Here is a 14,672-nt window from a genome sequence, read left to right as displayed (position 1 = left end):
AGTGAAGCGCCATATAGGGTGCCCGGCGGGCGTCTGCAATGTGCCCAGTTTCCCAGGCATATCGAGGACAGTCAGATGCTGCCCCCGCGTCATCTGCGCCGCCTATAGCACATGGCGCTGGATTGGCAAATGGTTTCCCTCGCGTGCTTTGGAAGCAGCACAAAGACGCAAATCAAAGCATCGCCATGCCGCCATTGACGTGCAAGGTGGTCCCCGTCACATAGCCTGCTTCCTGGCTTGCAAGGTACAGAACAGCCGCGGCAATTTCCTCTGGCGTGCCCATACGTGCCGCTGGAATCTGACCGTTGATCTTGTCTTTCTGCTCGTCCGTCAGCTTATCCGTCATGGCCGTGGCAATAAAGCCCGGCGCCACCGCATTGGCGGTGATCCCGCGGCTGGCCACCTCATAAGCAATGGATTTGGTCAAACCAACCATCCCGGCCTTGGACGCGGCATAATTGACCTGCCCAGGGTTGCCTGTGGCGCCAACGATGGAACTGATGTTGATGATCCGCCCCCATCGCGCCTTCATCATCGGTCGCATGACCCCGCGACAGAGACGCATGGTGGCGGTCAGATTGACATCTATGACGCTCTGCCATTCTTCGTCCGACATACGCATGAAAATCTGGTCGCGGGTGATGCCAGCGTTATTGACAAGGATATCCAGCGACCCCATCGCCTCCAGCGCGGCCTTGGGCAAGGCATCTACCGCCTCGGGATCACTGAGATTACACGGCAAAACATGCGCGCGGTCCCCTAGCTCTTTGGCCAAGGCCTCAAGTGGTTCGACCCGTGTGCCTGACAAAGCGACAGTGGCACCCGCACCATGCAAAGCAGAGGCAATCGCCCCTCCGATGCCCCCGGATGCCCCGGTCACCAGCGCGGTTTTTCCCGTCAGATCAAACATGTTTTTTCCTTCCTTGATCACATGGCAAATTTCTTCACAAAGAAATTTGCCAAGAAAATTCGAATTTTCTTGGTCTTGGGCTCAGGCGTCGGCCACTGCTGCCGCCACGTCCTCTGGCGTGCCAACAGCGCGCACCGCGATCTCGCGATTGATGCGCCGCACCATCCCGCTCAATGCTTTGCCAGCGCCGATCTCCCAGATCTCGGTCACGCCTGCGCCGCCCATATGCTCCACCGATTCCCGCCAGCGCACCGAACCGGTGACCTGCTCGACAAGCAAGCTGCGTATCTCTTCGGGATCCTCCACCTGAGCGGCGCGCACATTGGCGACCACCGGCACTTTGGGCTTGGCGATCTGCACCTCTGCCAAAGCTTCGGCCATCGCATCTGCGGCCGGTTGCATCAGGGCACAATGAAAGGGTGCGCTCACCGGCAAGAGCACGGCGCGCTTGGCGCCCTTCTCCTTCGCGATGTCCACAGCGCGTTCCACCGCCGCTGCGTTACCTGACACCACAACCTGAGCGGGGTCGTTATCATTGGCTGCCTGACAGACCTCACCCTGGGCCGCCGCCTCCGCGACATCACGCACAGCGGCCAAATCCAGCCCGAGGATCGCCGCCATGGCACCCTGGCCGACCGGCACCGCGGCCTGCATCGCCAGACCCCGCGTGCGCAAGAGACGCGCGCAATCGCCGATCTGGAGCGCACCGGCGGCTGCGAGTGCGGAGTATTCTCCCAGCGAATGCCCCGCGACCATGGCCGCCTGATCAACGCCCACGCCCTCAGCTTCCAGCGCCCGCATCGCGGCCATGGAGGTGGCCATCAAAGCAGGTTGTGCATTTTGCGTCAGCGTCAGTGTCTCCTGATCCCCGTCCCAGATCAGCCCACTCAGGCTTTCGCCGAGCGCCTCATCTACCTCTTCAAAAATCGCCTTTGCTGCTGGATATGCCTCAGCCAGCGCCTGGCCCATGCCGATGCTCTGCGCGCCTTGTCCGGGAAAAACAAATGCTTTGCTCATGGTTAGCCCTTTCTTCCGACTGTTCTTTTTCCGATACCGTGCCACAGCCCGGCGCGCAATGTCTCACACGCGCGCACTGTTTCGCGCGTCCTTGCACGAAACATGTGCGTGAGTGGGAATTGTTCTGGTCGCTGAGGCGTATAGGTACATGTACAGCTTTGAGATTCGCAGGACGCTTCCCATGTCTCTTTCCAATTCGAACACCACCTACGGCACTGTGACCAAGAGCTTTCACTGGCTCACGGCGCTGTTGATCCTCAGCGTCATACCTCTGGGCATCATCGCCAATAATCTGGCCTATGCGATCAACGATCCCCAAGTGGCCACCACCGATGCGGATATCTCGCGCGCAGCGTTTCTGTTTTCTCTGCACAAGACGATCGGTGTGACGATCTTTTTCGTGGCGCTGTTGCGTATCATGTGGGCTGTAACCCAGACAAAGCCGGGTTTGCTCAACGGCGACAACACGCCAGAGGCGATGGCCGCAGAGACCGTGCATTGGCTGCTCTATGGCTCACTGGTTCTTGTGCCGCTGACCGGGTGGATCCATCATGCGGCAACCACGGGATTTGCGCCCATCTGGTGGCCTTTTGGTCAATCCCTGCCCTTTGTACCCAAGGACGAAGCGCTGGCGCATCAGATGGCCGGTTTGCACTATATCCTGCAATGGGTGCTGGTTGGGTCTGTGGCGCTTCACATCGCCGGCGCGCTCAAACACCATGTGATCGACGGGGATGCCACGCTGCGGCGCATGTTGCCAGGGCGGATGTCTGCTGAGCCGACAGAACAACAGCCTGGTCATGCTCTGCCATTCATGGCTGCGCTGATTGTATGGGGTGTTGCTCTCGGCACCGCATCTGCCCTCGGCTGGCTCAAGCCGCATGAGGCTCATGTTGAAACAGCTGCACCCGCTGTGGAGAAGACACAAACCGCCGAGACCGCCGAACCCGTTGTTGCCCCCGGCGACAATCAATGGATCGTTGAGACCGGCACGCTCAGTATCGCGGTCACGCAACTGGGGTCTGAAGTCAAAGGCAGCTTTGCGACATGGACGGCGGACATCACCTATTCTGAGACACCTGATAGCAACGGTGTATTTGGCTCGGTGCAGGTCAGTGTCGACGTTGCCTCACTCACGCTCGGGTCGGTGACATCCAACGCCACGGGAGCGGATTTTCTTGACGCGGCAAATCACCCGACAGCGCTTTTTGAAGCGCAGATCATTGAGGGCGAAACCGGTCTCGTGGCGCAAGGCAAACTGACCATAAAGGGCGCAGAGGTGCCCGTGGCGATACCCTTTGAGCTTGCCATCACCGACGGACTCGCCGACGCCCAAGGACAGTTGACCGTAGACCGGCGCGATTTTGGGGTTGGCGGTTCGGATGAGGGAAATGTGGGAGCCAGCGTGGTGATCTCTTTTGAACTGACGGCACGTGGTGGGTAGCGAGGCGCAGGTAAATGTTTCGCGCGCGAAACAAGTTAACAGATTGTTAAAATTTGACTTTTCAAACCTTTCCACCCAAGTGCGGGTGCGGTCTGCCGGGGTTCACCCCGGCCTTTGAGGTCACGTCAGGCGGGATGAAATCCCGCCCTACCGCGCTGGGCAACGTCCTATCCCACCACCAGCTTGAGCCGCGCCTCGGCCACGCGCACATTCACCTGCGCGCCCCAGTCAAAGCTCAGAAAGTCCTGCTCGATCCCATCGGCAAAAATCACCCCGCCTTCATTGATGCGCGACAGCACATCGAGCGGCGCGTTTTCTTCGATCAGCCCTGTGCGCAATTCGGCACCGGATTGACGGCTCGGCCATGGCTCGCGCGCAAAGAACACCGCCTTGGCGTCCTCAGCACCAAAGCTGTAGTTGGCCCGGGTGGCGGTCATGATCGACTTTGCCCAGCCCGTCAGGCCCGTGCCAGTGGACACGATCATCCCGCTTGAGGATTGAAACTCACGCGCATCCCCAAACTGCAGCTCATAGCGTGCGCTTTGATGTGACCGGTGACCGATGAAAAGCTCATTGAGCGCCAAGAGCCTGTCGCCCCCGGCAAGCTGCGCCTCGACCATGGCGCGGGCCTGAGCCTCGACATCGTCGGTTCCGGCGCGCTGCATCAAATCAGGCAGCGCCTTGAGCCCATGAGGTGTCAAAACCCCCTCGCCCATATCGCTGGAGGGGGTGACGCCGATGACCGGCTGACCCTCGAGATACTTGGCCAGATTGGCCACCAGACCGTCCTGCCCAAGGGCGACGACAACGTCATTGGGAAAGAACAAAAACCGGTTGAGATCGCCGCGTTCCACCTCGGCAAAGGACCACTCGGGCGGCACCATCGCCTTGGCCGCGGTCACGGCGTCACGTTGGATGCGGTCACGGGTTTCGACCTCTTCGAACACCTGACCGCGCGAGGACAGGTAGAACTCCACCTGCCCCCGCGTCCCGTGCCGGGCCAGCAGCGCCGAAAGCTCTGTTTCGCGCGTCACAAGCACAATACGGGGGCGGAGACTGGACATCACTCATCCTCCTATTCTCGGGCCGCCGCAGGCATGACACCCTGCAGCTGTTTGACCAGACCGGCCACCATATCGGGGCTGATGGTCACGCTGTCGATTTTCTCCAGCTTGGTGGCGAATTCGCGCGCCGCCAAGGCATAGAGCGCCTCAGGTGCCAGTTGCGACAGCGCGGCCATACGGGCCTTTTCCATATCGGCCTGCGCCTGCTCCACTGCGCGCACGCGGGTCGCTTCGGCCTCGGCTCCAATGACCTTGGCCTCGGCGGCCCCCTCTGCCGCAATCTTGCTGGCCGCCGCCTTGGCTTCGGCCTCGGCCCGGCCATTGGCGTCCTCGCGGGCAATCAGCTCGGCCTGACGCGCGGCCAGTTCGACCTGATTGTTCAGCTCGTTTTCGGCAATGGCGCGTTCCTTTTCCACCGCCAAAGCACGACGGGCAAAGGTCGCTTCGTCCGATTGCTGCTGCAATGCCTCAAAGGTCGGGGCCTGCAAGGCACGGGCCAGTTCCGAGCTTGGGCTAAGGTTGGCCACGCGCACCGCGATGACCTCAAGGCCCATGGCCTCGGGGGTGGGATCCTTGGCAAAGCCCGCGTTCAGCGCTGTTTGCAAAGGGGCCAGCCCCGCCTCCAGCACCGCACGCACGCCCAGCGCCTTGATGTAGTCATCGACATATTGCCGGGACAATGCGCTCAGCACAGAGCGGATGTGGTCCTCTGGCTTGCTCTTCGGCTTTCCGGTCTTCAGATCGAGGGTGAAATCCAGCCGGTCCGAGAGCCGCGCCGCATCCGCCACGCGCCACGCGCCACAGAACGGTGCCTTGCACAGCGAGATCCTGATAGTCGGAGGATTGCGATTTGACCAAAAAGGTCAGCTCGCGGTCCGCAAGCGGGACCTCAATGATCGACCCACGGGTCGGGTCAAACCAAAAAGACAGCCCGCGGCCCTCGCGACGGATCTTGCCTTCGCGGTAATGCCGGATGTGGCTCGAGGCCTCAGCCCGCAGGTGGCTTGCAAATGGGTATCTTGTGATTTGTGCCATGATCATTCCTCCTGATCTTGTGACAACTCGTACAATTCGGCCGGACGATAGGCCCCGCCACTTTCCCGCACGCCCGTGGCGCGCAGGGTGTGCCTGTCCAAAAGCTTCCGGCGAAAGGCCGGTTTGGTCAGGCTTTGGTCCAGAATGGCTTCATGGACCGCCTGCACATCCCGCAAAGTGAAGCGGGAGGGCAGGAATTCGAACCCGATGGGCGTATAGTCCAGCTTGCCGCGCAGGCGCTTGACCATGTCGCCCAGGATATCCGCGTGGTCGAAGGCCATGTGCATAGGCGCTCCGGTGTCGTCTGATACATGCGCCGTGCCGCCAGTTTCGCCGGGCCAATCCACTAACACACGCACAAGCCGCAGGCCGGAATTGGCTTCAACGCCTTTGATCAGCATCTCAGCCGGCAGGATGGCGAGGTAAACCACGCTGATCACATGGCCGCGCGGATCGCGGCCCGGCGTGCCATACGTGGCGAGTTGTTCGAAATGCACGTCCCGAAGACTGGTCTTGTCGCGCAAGACCCGTGTCACGGTCTCTTCCAAAGATCCGTCGCGATGCACGAAACCACCGGGCAAGGCCCAGTCACCCCCCATCACGCCCCCGTCCTCGCGGCGCATGATCACACAGCGCAGCGCGCCGTCATGGACGCACAGGATCGCCAGGTCCACCGCTATGGCCGGGCTGGGATAGTCGAAAATCGAGGTCATCTTTGGGTCATTCTTAGTTATTTGCATTATAGTTATTACTATATTGATTATATGTCAAGCCCTGTCCAGAAATTCCTTTCCCTCTGGACCTCGCGCGCCCGACCGCTTACCTCTTGGAGCATGTAGGAGAGACCATGACGAAACCGCCTCTAACCCTTTATCTTGCAGCGCCGCGCGGTTTTTGCGCAGGCGTGGACCGCGCCATCAAGATCGTGGATATGGCTTTGGAAAAATGGGGGGCGCCGGTCTATGTGCGCCATGAGATTGTGCACAATAAATACGTGGTGGATGACCTGCGCGCCAAAGGTGCCGTGTTTGTCGAGGAGCTTGAGGAATGCCCCGATGACCGCCCAGTGATCTTTTCGGCCCATGGTGTGCCCAAATCCGTGCCCGCCGAGGCCGCCAAGCGCGAAATGCTGTATGTCGATGCCACCTGCCCGCTGGTGAGCAAGGTGCATATCGAGGCGGAGCGACATGCCTCCAACGGGCTACAGATTATAATGATCGGACATGAGGGCCATCCAGAAACCGTAGGTACCATGGGTCAGCTGCCGGATGGCGAGGTGCTCTTGGTGGAAACTGCTGAAGATGTGGCCGAGGTAGAGGTGCGCGATCCTGACAAGCTCGCCTTTGTCACGCAGACCACCCTGTCGGTGGATGATACCGCCGATATCGTGGCGGCGCTTCAGGCGCGGTTCCCTGCCATTGTTGGGCCGCACAAGGAAGACATTTGTTATGCCACCACCAACCGGCAGGAGGCGGTGAAGGCTATGGCGCAAAAGGCCGAAGCGATGCTGGTGGTCGGCGCGCCCAACTCGTCGAATTCAAAACGTCTGGTGGAAGTGGGCGCACGCGCGGGATGCAGATATGCCCAGCTGGTGCAGCGCGCGACCGACATCGATTGGCGCGCGCTCGAGGGCATCACGACCATGGGGATCACCGCTGGAGCCTCCGCGCCCGAAGTGCTGATCAACGAGGTGATCGACGCGTTTCGGGATCGGTTTGAGGTGACCGTTGAGGTTGTCGAGACCGCGCAGGAGAACGTTGAGTTCAAGGTGCCAAGGGTGCTGAGAGTACCGGCGTAGGGGTTTTGGTGACTGGTTTGAGCCCATAGTGGACGATGCTGTGGGTTATAAGAAGGCAGGTTGTCGGGGAATTGTCTGAACCTCGGAGGCAAAGTAAAATTCATTTAATAGTTCTGGTGGGGAAGCACGTTGGATTTAGAAACTTACAAGGAAACTTTCGACGTCGACGATAGTCCTGGTTGGACGGCAATAGATGAAGGCTTGCAGCGTTTCTATCCCGAAGTGGAGCCAGACTTTCACTTTGGAACGATCATATCCTATGCACTTGGCGGCCCTGATCCTCTAGATGGAGTCAGTGTTTACAAGCGCACCGGGTCGTCTCCACATCTGCATTACGTTTCCTACGGTATGTCAGAACTTCACTACAACGAAGAAGCCGTCGGCGGACAAGTCAGTGGTTGGGGATTTGAATTCACCTTTCGGCTCAAGTTGCAAGAAGAAGATATGCCGCTTTCTGACGGCGATGTTCCTATCTGGCCTATCAATTTGATGCAGAACCTTGGACGCTATGTGTTTCAAAGCCGACAATGGTTCGAAGATGGACATTTTATTCCTGCAAATGGTCCGATCCATGCCGACGCGGACACCGCAATGGTGGCTTTGCTTATGGTCAAAGATCCCGAATTGGGGAGCATCGAGACACCGCACGGTCCGATCGATTTCTTGCAGCTTGTTGGATTGACACAAGAAGAATTTGATCTGTTACGTCACAAGAAAAGTTCTGCGAAAGAAATGGCTGCTGCGCTGTCTAATGGAAATCGACTGCTGCTGACAGACCTTGATCGCAGACAGAGTGTTTTTTGAGACACTGGGCCAATTTTCGAAAATTTCGCTGGAGCCATGCAGAATTGACTGGGCGCAACCGCACCAGCCATCACCAATTTTTTATGTACGCAAGCAGCCGTTCGCGTAAGAAAACTGAAAGTCCACACCATCCGCTTAACCAACTTTCAGCAAAAAGTTTCCGCTAACGAAATCCTCTTGGTTTTCAAATTGGCTGCTTATAGTACCCCGATCATGAAACTGATGAATCAACAGCTCAATCCATTTATCTAACGGACGTGAAAGCGTCCGAACCATGGGCGCTGGCTGATCGTTTCACACTCCAAATTCACCGTCAGAGTCCATGCACATTCTGTGTGTAGCTCAGTATGGCAGAGTACCGCACTTGGACTGCGGGGGTCGCAGGTTCGAATCCTGCCACACGGACGCCTTGGTAGCTCAGTGGTAGAGCGGCGGGTTGAAGGTCCGCGCGACGGTGGTTCGAACCCATCCCGAGGCACCACATAGCCTAGTAGCTCAGTTGGCAGAGCAGCGGGTTGTTACCCCGTGTGTCGCAGGTTCGAGCCCTGCCTAGGCTGCCATTGCCCCTTCGTCTAGCGGCAGGACGCCTGATTTTGAGTCAGGAAACCGAGGTTCGAATCCTTGAGGGGCAACCAACGGCATGGGTTCACAAAAACCGTGCCCCGCACTGCACATCAACTTGAACCCAAGCCCTTCAACATTCGGCCATTTCGGTGCTCAAGGTCCGCACTATCCCCAAAAAAGCCACTAATTCAGTAACGCACAGCTCAGGCTCATTCCCATCGCAAGGTCAGGAAAACCCGCCTTCCCAAATGTGCGCCCTCGTGTAGGCTGCCCTCAACGACAAGACTATGGGACAGCTTTTGTTTAAACTGTTTTTCGCCTGGCTGACGGGCAATGCCATTACGACCTTCGCGCGGTTTATCACCGCTGTGCGTGCCATTTGGGACGGGGTGGAGCCTGTCCCGATGCAGCGTGTATATTTCGCCAATCATACCTCCAATGGGGATTTCATCCTGATCTGGACGGTCCTGCCGCCAAATCTGCGGGCGCAGACGCGGCCTGTGGCGGGGGCGGATTACTGGCTCACGTCTCCCTTGCGCACGTTTATTGGCCGGGATGTGTTCAACGCTGTTCTGATCGACCGCAATTCGGAAACCCGTACCGACGATCCGATGCAGTTGATCCTTGACGGGATTGACACGGGTGCGTCGCTGATCATCTTCCCCGAAGGCACGCGGAACATGACCGATGCGCCTCTCTTGCCGTTCAAAAGCGGTATTTTCAACATCTCCAAAGCCAGGCCAGAGGTGGATCTGGTGCCGGTCTGGATCGACAATCTGAATGACGTGATGCCCAAGGGTAAGCTGGTGCCTATTCCGCTTCTCTGCACTGTGACCTTTGGTGCACCGATCAGAGCGGAGGCTGGGGAGTCCCGTGAAGATTTCCTCAAACGCGCTGAGGTTGCCTTGCTGAACCTTGCCCCCAAAGACAAACAGCCAGACGATGCGGAGGTTGCGGCATGAACGGGATGCACGCAGATTTCCTCACTCTGCTGGCTGGCATCATTGGGCTTTTGATCGTGGCTAGCGGTGTTGGCTACGTGCTTAAGCAACGCATCGCCCCCGATGGTAACAACGCGACCATTGAAAACCTCAATGCGCGTATCCTGGCCTGGTGGGGCATGACCGCCTTTCTGGCTGTGGCTTTCCTCGCCGGGCGTGGCGGGGTGATCCTGCTTTTCGCTTTCGTCTCCTTTGCTGCACTGAGGGAATTTGTAACGCTCACGGACCGGCGGCGCGCGGATCACTGGGCCATTGCTGCGGCTTTCTTTGTGATCCTGCCTGCGCAATATGCCCTGATCTGGTGGGAGTGGTACGGCATGTGGTCGGCTTTGATCCCGGTCTATGCCTTCCTGATCCTGCCCATCATCGCGGTGCTGCAAAGCGACACCGAAGATTTCCTGATGCGCATTTCGCAAATGCAGTGGTCTCTGATGATCTGTGTGTTCTGCGCCAGCCACGTTCCGGCGCTGCTCTTTCTTGACATCCCCGGGTTCGAAGGCCGCAACGTGCTGCTCATTGTCTTTCTTATTGTGGTGGTGCAGCTCTCGGACGTGCTGCAATATACTTGGGGCAAGCTTTTGGGGCGTCATCCTGTGGCCCCCAAACTCTCACCCTCAAAAACCTGGGAAGGCCTCATTGGCGGCGTTGCCTCCGCCACCCTGATTGGCACAGCGCTGTGGTGGATCACCCCCTTCACACCACTGCAGGCCGCGCTTATGTCGCTGATCATAACGCTCGCGGGCTTTTTTGGTGGGTTGGTCATGTCGGCCATCAAACGTGATCGGGGGGTCAAGGATTGGGGGCATATGATTGCAGGGCATGGTGGCTTTATCGACCGGCTCGACTCGGTGGTGTTCTCGGCCCCCATCTTCTTTCACCTCACGCGCTACTTCTGGTCGATGACATGAGCCTTCTGCGGTCCAACTTCGCGCATATGGCCGGGGGCTTTGCCCTTATGGGCGGATGGGCTGCGCTGGCGCATGCGAGTTATCCATTCGCCACGCAGGTCAAGGCGGGGCTGACACAAGGTACATTGACCGCAATCATCACACTGGGTTTGAAACAGGTGGTCGAAGCTCTTTCAACGCGGTTGCCCGGCCTTGCAGGATTGATCCTGCCTCCGCTGGTCGCCTGCGCGGTCTCCGTTTCTTTGCTCTACACCATTCATACCCTCGTCGGCACGCCCGAGGTTTGGACCACCCTTGCCTTGCCCTCCACTGTTGCCACGATATACGCGGCCCTCTACACCATCCGTCTGAGGCAAACGCCATGACCGAGAGCCGCCGACCACTGGCCAGCCGTGACACAGGCTGGGCCCAGCGCATCGCCCGCTGGCTTAGTGGCACGTCGCTCACACCCAATCGGATCAGTCAGGGCTCGATCCTCTTTGCGGCGATTGCCTTTCTCGCATTCTGGGCCTCCGCGTACACCGGCACCGTTTTGACAGGCGCGCTCTTTCTGCTGGCCGCGCTGGCTTGTCAGTTCCGCCTGCTTTGCAACCTTTTTGATGGTATGGTCGCAGTTGAGGGAGGCAAGTCAGAACTTGACGGCCCTTTCTGGAACGAGGCCCCGGACCGGGCCGCCGACCTGTTGATCCTGACAGGCGCAGGGGTGGCCATCGGCAACCTCGCTCTTGGATTGACAGCGTCAGCTATGGCCATTGCGACAGCCTACATCCGCGAGCTAGGCCGAGCCGAAGGACTTGGCTCTGACTTCTCGGGGCCTTTTGCCAAACCCCAACGGATGGCCGCCATCACCGTTGGAGCCGTACTGGCCGCGCTGGAGCTTTGGCTGAATGGCACGCGTTACACCTTGCTTGTAGTCCTCTGGATCACGGCCTTGGGCACAGGTTTCACTGCCTTGCGCCGCTCTGCCCGCATGATTGCCGCCTTGAAAGACCGATCCGGGCCTTGAACGTCTGCGAGCGGCCTTCTACACCCAAGGCCAACCCGTATGGTTTCAGAGGACTTATCGCCCCTTGACGCAGATCCCCAAAGCGCCGCTCTATCTGGGCCTTGCTGGCACTTTGCCGTTTCTGTGGAGTGCTGCCACGGTTTTACTCCCGAGCCTGTCCGATTGGACAGTCGCCACGCTTGGCGCGCGCTTTGCAGGGCCTTATGTGGGCCTCTTTTACGGCGCAGTGATCCTGAGCTTTATGTCCGGGGTGCTGTGGGGGTTTGCCACAAAACTTTCCGAGGCTGACGCACCCAAAGGGTATGCCCTCTCAGTTCTGCCGGCCTTGTGGGTGTTTTTCACCCATGGAGGCGGCGCATTTCAGGCCGGGCAGCTTTTGATTCTCGGATTTGCAGCTATCTTGCTGCTGGACTGGCATTTCTGGAAAGCCGGGGTTGCGCCATCATGGTGGATGCGCCTGCGCCTTTTGATCACAGCAGTGGTCATCCTGTGCCTGACAATTGGAGTGACGCAATGAGCCAGGATGATGAAACCATCCGCGTCTACAGCGCTGAGGCGGATCGCTATGCAAAGGTCTTCACGCCGCCTGAAAATGATCCGGCACTCATGGCGTTTCTGGAAAGCCTTTCGCCCAACAGCGCCCTTCTTGACCTAGGGTGTGGCCCTGGATTTGCGGCAGCTTACATGGCCAAGGCAGGCCACAGCGTCACGGCCACTGACGCGACCCCGGAAATGGTTGAAATGGCAGCGGCTCATCCCGGCGTGACAGCCGAACTGGCCACCTTCGATGACATCTCTGGCACTGATATTTACGATGGTATCTGGGCCAATTTCTGCCTTTTGCACGCACCTCGCGCTGATTTGCCCAAACACCTTTCGGCGCTGTCAAAGGCGCTCAAACCCCGTGGACTTTTCCATATCGGCATGAAAACAGGCGCGGGTGAGAAACGCGACAGCATCGGACGTCTCTATACCTATGTCACCGAAGACGAGTTGCGCGGGCTTTTGCGAGACGCCGGTTTGACGTCCCTTGACAGCCACACCGGCGCGGACCCTGGCCTTGATGGCACCGTCGCTCCTTGGGTCACCATGCTGGCGCGCGCGGATGCCTGATCTGTTTGCCTATACGGACGGGGCCTGTTCGGGCAATCCCGGCCCCGGGGGCTGGGGCGTGCTGATGCAAGCCAAGGATGGCGAGGCGGTTGTAAAAGAGCGAGAGCTTCAGGGCGGCGAGGCGGAGACCACAAACAATCGCATGGAACTGCTTGCGGCCATCCATGCCCTGGAAACCCTGTCAAAGCCATCCTCCATCACCATCGTGACCGACAGCGCCTATGTGAAGAACGGCGTCACTGGCTGGATTCATGGCTGGAAGCGCAATGGATGGAAAACATCGAACAAAAAACCGGTGAAGAATGTCGAGCTTTGGCAGCGCCTCGATGAGGCCGCCGCGCGCCATGATGTGACTTGGGAATGGGTCAAAGGCCATGCAGGACACCCAGAAAACGAACGCGCTGATGAACTGGCGCGCGCAGGGATGGCGCCGTTCAAGCCGAAAAAATAATCCCGGCTTTCACTGTTCGAAAAATACTCAAGACCCGACGCTGACACGCGCGCTCATTTGCGTTGTTGCAGTGCCTGATAGATCCAGATCACTACAAAGGCCCCAATGACCGCGCCGATAATCCCGCCCAAGAGGCCCAGAACGGCCAACGCGCCTTGCAGGATAAAGCCACCCACCAAAGCGCCAGCTATGCCAATGCCGATGGTCACAGCCGGGTTGGCCTCAATCCGCATCATCCGGGTGGCAAAATACCCCGCCACGGCCCCGACGATCACAAGGTAGATCAATCCCATGGTCTATCTCCCTTTGCGCCAATGTGTCGGCACGATGATAAGCGCACCTATCGAGGACAGGATGGCATCAAACCCCGGCGTACCAAAGCGGAAGCCGAACATGATCCGCACAAAGTAAAACAGGAACGCCCCACCGACACAGATGATGATGGATGGTAAGTATCCGTTTCGGGTGAACCCAGATTTTTCGCTTATATATCCCACGATCCCGGCGATCACGACCGTGCCAAAAAGCTGCAAAAACATCTGCTCTTCCTATTTTTAGGTTTGACACCATGCTGGCGGCTTTGACGCAGTAAGGCAAGCGTCGCTGGGTATTTGGGACAAGAAAGAAGCAGGATTGGGCGGCTCAGAGCCGTGTGCCTTTGGGCAAGGGGAAGCCGCGCAAAAAGGTGTCGCGATCTTGCGGGCCTTTGCCCGCGCGTTGCAGGCGCAGGATTTCGACGGCACCTTGCCCGCAGGCGACGGTCAATGCATCGTCCAGGATTTCGCCCGGCGCGCCACACCCACTGGCCACGCGCGATGCAAGGAATTTTAGACGCTGTCCATTGATATCGCACCAGGCCCCAGGGAAAGGCGACAGACCTCGAATATGCCGATCCACCTCCGCCGCACGCCAGGCCCAATCGGTGCGCGCCTCGGCTTTGTCAATCTTGTCGGCATAGGTCGCGCCGCTTTCTGCTTGAGGTTCAGGGTTTAGCTTATCCAGGTTTTCGAGTGCCTCGACAATCGCCGCGGCGCCTATGTCAGCCAGTCTGTTATGCAATTCACCGGTGGTTTCTTCGGCTCCAATCGCGGTGGTTTTGCGCAAAAAAACCGGCCCTGTGTCCAGCCCGGCCTCCATTTGCATGATACAGACACCCGTCTCAGTATCTCCCGCCATGATCGCGCGATGAATAGGAGCCGCCCCACGCCAGCGCGGCAAGAGGCTGGCATGAATGTTGAGGCATCCGCGGGTTGGGGCATCGAGAATGGCCTGAGGCAGGATCAGCCCGTAGGCCACCACCACGGCAACATCGGCATTCAGAGCAGCGAATTCCGCCTGCGCGGCTTCATCCTTCAGATTGACGGGATGGCGCACGTCCAACCCCAACGCCTCGGCGCGCGCCTGAACCGGGCTGGGGCGGTCTTTTTTGCCACGACCGGCCGGGCGCGGCGGTTGGCAATAGACGGCAGCAATCTCATGGCCAGCATCCAACAGCGCATCAAGCACCGGCACGGAAAAGTCCGGGGTTCCCATGAACACGATGCGCAGTGGTGTGGT

At 58.8% G+C, this 14,672-nt stretch carries 19 protein-coding genes and 4 tRNA genes; 14 read left to right on the top strand and 9 right to left on the bottom strand.

The features are described from left to right. Positions 1–172: 172 nt before the first annotated feature. Together fabG and fabD are read right to left on the bottom strand one after the other, a co-directional pair. Entirely contained in the window at positions 173–910 is a 738-nt protein-coding gene (fabG, locus tag RZ517_RS04765; protein ID WP_338550317.1) for a 3-oxoacyl-[acyl-carrier-protein] reductase, read from the bottom strand. A gap of 81 nt (positions 911–991) precedes the next feature. Further along, positions 992–1,927 (bottom strand): ACP S-malonyltransferase, encoded by a 936-nt coding sequence (gene fabD, locus RZ517_RS04760; RefSeq protein ID WP_338550315.1) that lies wholly within the window; start codon positions 1,925–1,927, stop codon positions 992–994. A gap of 181 nt (positions 1,928–2,108) precedes the next feature. On the opposite strand from fabD, the gene RZ517_RS04755 reads away from it, so the two are divergent. Next, positions 2,109–3,371, top strand: a complete 1,263-nt coding sequence (locus RZ517_RS04755; RefSeq protein ID WP_338550314.1) for a cytochrome b/b6 domain-containing protein — start codon at positions 2,109–2,111, stop codon at positions 3,369–3,371. 167 nt (positions 3,372–3,538) lie between these two features. On the opposite strand, the gene RZ517_RS04750 is transcribed toward RZ517_RS04755, so the two are convergent. The 4 genes from RZ517_RS04750 to RZ517_RS04735 are packed head-to-tail and all read right to left on the bottom strand — an operon-like array spanning position 3,539 to position 6,183. After that, a complete protein-coding gene (locus RZ517_RS04750) occupies positions 3,539–4,435 on the bottom strand; it encodes a hypothetical protein (protein ID WP_338550313.1) in 897 nt (298 codons plus the stop codon). 11 nt (positions 4,436–4,446) lie between these two features. Continuing rightward, a complete protein-coding gene (locus RZ517_RS04745; RefSeq protein ID WP_338550312.1) occupies positions 4,447–5,127 on the bottom strand; it encodes a hypothetical protein in 681 nt (226 codons plus the stop codon). After that, positions 5,093–5,470: a hypothetical protein gene (locus RZ517_RS04740; RefSeq protein ID WP_338550310.1), complete on the bottom strand. Its 378-nt coding sequence runs from the start codon at positions 5,468–5,470 to the stop codon at positions 5,093–5,095. Before RZ517_RS04740 ends, RZ517_RS04745 begins: the two co-directional genes overlap by 35 nt. 2 nt (positions 5,471–5,472) lie before the next feature. Then, entirely contained in the window at positions 5,473–6,183 is a 711-nt protein-coding gene (locus RZ517_RS04735; RefSeq protein ID WP_338550309.1) for an NUDIX hydrolase, read from the bottom strand. A gap of 134 nt (positions 6,184–6,317) precedes the next feature. Between RZ517_RS04735 and ispH the strand changes: the two genes are divergently transcribed. From ispH to rnhA, 13 genes are all read left to right on the top strand, one after another. After that, positions 6,318–7,268 carry a 4-hydroxy-3-methylbut-2-enyl diphosphate reductase gene (gene ispH, locus RZ517_RS04730; protein ID WP_338550308.1) on the top strand — a complete coding sequence of 317 codons (951 nt, stop codon included), beginning with the start codon at positions 6,318–6,320 and terminating at the stop codon, positions 7,266–7,268. Between the two features lie 129 nt (positions 7,269–7,397). Beyond that, positions 7,398–8,072 carry a suppressor of fused domain protein gene (locus tag RZ517_RS04725; RefSeq protein ID WP_338550307.1) on the top strand — a complete coding sequence of 225 codons (675 nt, stop codon included), beginning with the start codon at positions 7,398–7,400 and terminating at the stop codon, positions 8,070–8,072. A gap of 331 nt (positions 8,073–8,403) precedes the next feature. Continuing rightward, positions 8,404–8,477 (top strand) — tRNA-Pro (locus tag RZ517_RS04720). Between the two features lies 1 nt (position 8,478). After that, positions 8,479–8,553 (top strand) — tRNA-Phe (locus RZ517_RS04715). A 3-nt stretch (positions 8,554–8,556) separates the two neighbouring features. Further along, a tRNA-Asn gene (locus tag RZ517_RS04710) sits at positions 8,557–8,632 on the top strand. 1 nt (position 8,633) lies between these two features. Next, positions 8,634–8,707 (top strand) — tRNA-Gln (locus RZ517_RS04705). A gap of 216 nt (positions 8,708–8,923) precedes the next feature. Next, the gene (locus RZ517_RS04700; protein ID WP_338550306.1) at positions 8,924–9,598 is read left to right on the top strand and encodes a lysophospholipid acyltransferase family protein; all 675 of its coding nucleotides are present in this window, start codon (positions 8,924–8,926) and stop codon (positions 9,596–9,598) included. After that, positions 9,595–10,545: a phosphatidate cytidylyltransferase gene (locus RZ517_RS04695; protein ID WP_338550305.1), complete on the top strand. Its 951-nt coding sequence runs from the start codon at positions 9,595–9,597 to the stop codon at positions 10,543–10,545. Before RZ517_RS04700 ends, RZ517_RS04695 begins: the two co-directional genes overlap by 4 nt. After that, positions 10,542–10,910: a hypothetical protein gene (locus RZ517_RS04690; protein WP_317055783.1), complete on the top strand. Its 369-nt coding sequence runs from the start codon at positions 10,542–10,544 to the stop codon at positions 10,908–10,910. Before RZ517_RS04695 ends, RZ517_RS04690 begins: the two co-directional genes overlap by 4 nt. Then, complete coding sequence (locus RZ517_RS04685) at positions 10,907–11,551, top strand: CDP-alcohol phosphatidyltransferase family protein (RefSeq protein ID WP_338550304.1); 645 nt, start codon at positions 10,907–10,909, stop codon at positions 11,549–11,551. Before RZ517_RS04690 ends, RZ517_RS04685 begins: the two co-directional genes overlap by 4 nt. A gap of 64 nt (positions 11,552–11,615) precedes the next feature. Continuing rightward, a complete protein-coding gene (locus RZ517_RS04680; protein ID WP_338550303.1) occupies positions 11,616–12,068 on the top strand; it encodes a DUF3429 domain-containing protein in 453 nt (150 codons plus the stop codon). Further along, positions 12,065–12,664 carry a class I SAM-dependent DNA methyltransferase gene (locus RZ517_RS04675; protein WP_338550302.1) on the top strand — a complete coding sequence of 200 codons (600 nt, stop codon included), beginning with the start codon at positions 12,065–12,067 and terminating at the stop codon, positions 12,662–12,664. Before RZ517_RS04680 ends, RZ517_RS04675 begins: the two co-directional genes overlap by 4 nt. After that, entirely contained in the window at positions 12,657–13,115 is a 459-nt protein-coding gene (rnhA, locus tag RZ517_RS04670; RefSeq protein WP_338550300.1) for a ribonuclease HI, read from the top strand. Before RZ517_RS04675 ends, rnhA begins: the two co-directional genes overlap by 8 nt. A 53-nt stretch (positions 13,116–13,168) precedes the next feature. Here the strand turns inward: rnhA and RZ517_RS04665 are convergent, their stop codons facing one another. The 3 genes from RZ517_RS04665 to fmt all read right to left on the bottom strand — a co-directional run bounded on the left by RZ517_RS04665 (position 13,169) and on the right by fmt (position 14,663). Beyond that, the gene (locus tag RZ517_RS04665; protein WP_338550299.1) at positions 13,169–13,408 is read right to left on the bottom strand and encodes a GlsB/YeaQ/YmgE family stress response membrane protein; all 240 of its coding nucleotides are present in this window, start codon (positions 13,406–13,408) and stop codon (positions 13,169–13,171) included. Between the two features lie 3 nt (positions 13,409–13,411). After that, a complete protein-coding gene (locus RZ517_RS04660; protein WP_338550297.1) occupies positions 13,412–13,654 on the bottom strand; it encodes a hypothetical protein in 243 nt (80 codons plus the stop codon). 103 nt (positions 13,655–13,757) lie between these two features. After that, positions 13,758–14,663 (bottom strand): methionyl-tRNA formyltransferase, encoded by a 906-nt coding sequence (fmt, locus tag RZ517_RS04655; protein ID WP_338551112.1) that lies wholly within the window; start codon positions 14,661–14,663, stop codon positions 13,758–13,760. Between the last annotated feature and the right edge of the window lie 9 nt (positions 14,664–14,672).

This window comes from Roseovarius sp. S88, assembly GCF_037023735.1.
GTDB lineage: Bacteria > Pseudomonadota > Alphaproteobacteria > Rhodobacterales > Rhodobacteraceae > Roseovarius > Roseovarius phycicola.
This window is presented reverse-complemented; position numbering and strand designations above follow the sequence as displayed.

Excerpts from the sequence above, each read along its gene's own strand:
- RZ517_RS04740 (WP_338550310.1), bottom strand. The coding sequence starts at position 5,470 with ATGGCACAAATCACAAGATACCCATTTGCAAGCCACCTGCGGGCTGAG.
- RZ517_RS04690 (WP_317055783.1), top strand. The coding sequence starts at position 10,542 with ATGAGCCTTCTGCGGTCCAACTTCGCGCATATGGCCGGGGGCTTTGCC.
- RZ517_RS04755 (WP_338550314.1), top strand. The coding sequence starts at position 2,109 with ATGTCTCTTTCCAATTCGAACACCACCTACGGCACTGTGACCAAGAGC.
- RZ517_RS04750 (WP_338550313.1), bottom strand. The coding sequence starts at position 4,435 with ATGTCCAGTCTCCGCCCCCGTATTGTGCTTGTGACGCGCGAAACAGAG.
- ispH (WP_338550308.1), top strand. The coding sequence starts at position 6,318 with ATGACGAAACCGCCTCTAACCCTTTATCTTGCAGCGCCGCGCGGTTTT.
- RZ517_RS04735 (WP_338550309.1), bottom strand. The coding sequence starts at position 6,183 with ATGACCTCGATTTTCGACTATCCCAGCCCGGCCATAGCGGTGGACCTG.
- fabG (WP_338550317.1), bottom strand. The coding sequence starts at position 910 with ATGTTTGATCTGACGGGAAAAACCGCGCTGGTGACCGGGGCATCCGGG.
- RZ517_RS04675 (WP_338550302.1), top strand. The coding sequence starts at position 12,065 with ATGAGCCAGGATGATGAAACCATCCGCGTCTACAGCGCTGAGGCGGAT.
- rnhA (WP_338550300.1), top strand. The coding sequence starts at position 12,657 with ATGCCTGATCTGTTTGCCTATACGGACGGGGCCTGTTCGGGCAATCCC.
- RZ517_RS04685 (WP_338550304.1), top strand. The coding sequence starts at position 10,907 with ATGACCGAGAGCCGCCGACCACTGGCCAGCCGTGACACAGGCTGGGCC.
- RZ517_RS04700 (WP_338550306.1), top strand. The coding sequence starts at position 8,924 with ATGGGACAGCTTTTGTTTAAACTGTTTTTCGCCTGGCTGACGGGCAAT.
- fabD (WP_338550315.1), bottom strand. The coding sequence starts at position 1,927 with ATGAGCAAAGCATTTGTTTTTCCCGGACAAGGCGCGCAGAGCATCGGC.
- RZ517_RS04695 (WP_338550305.1), top strand. The coding sequence starts at position 9,595 with ATGAACGGGATGCACGCAGATTTCCTCACTCTGCTGGCTGGCATCATT.
- RZ517_RS04665 (WP_338550299.1), bottom strand. The coding sequence starts at position 13,408 with ATGGGATTGATCTACCTTGTGATCGTCGGGGCCGTGGCGGGGTATTTT.
- RZ517_RS04660 (WP_338550297.1), bottom strand. The coding sequence starts at position 13,654 with ATGTTTTTGCAGCTTTTTGGCACGGTCGTGATCGCCGGGATCGTGGGA.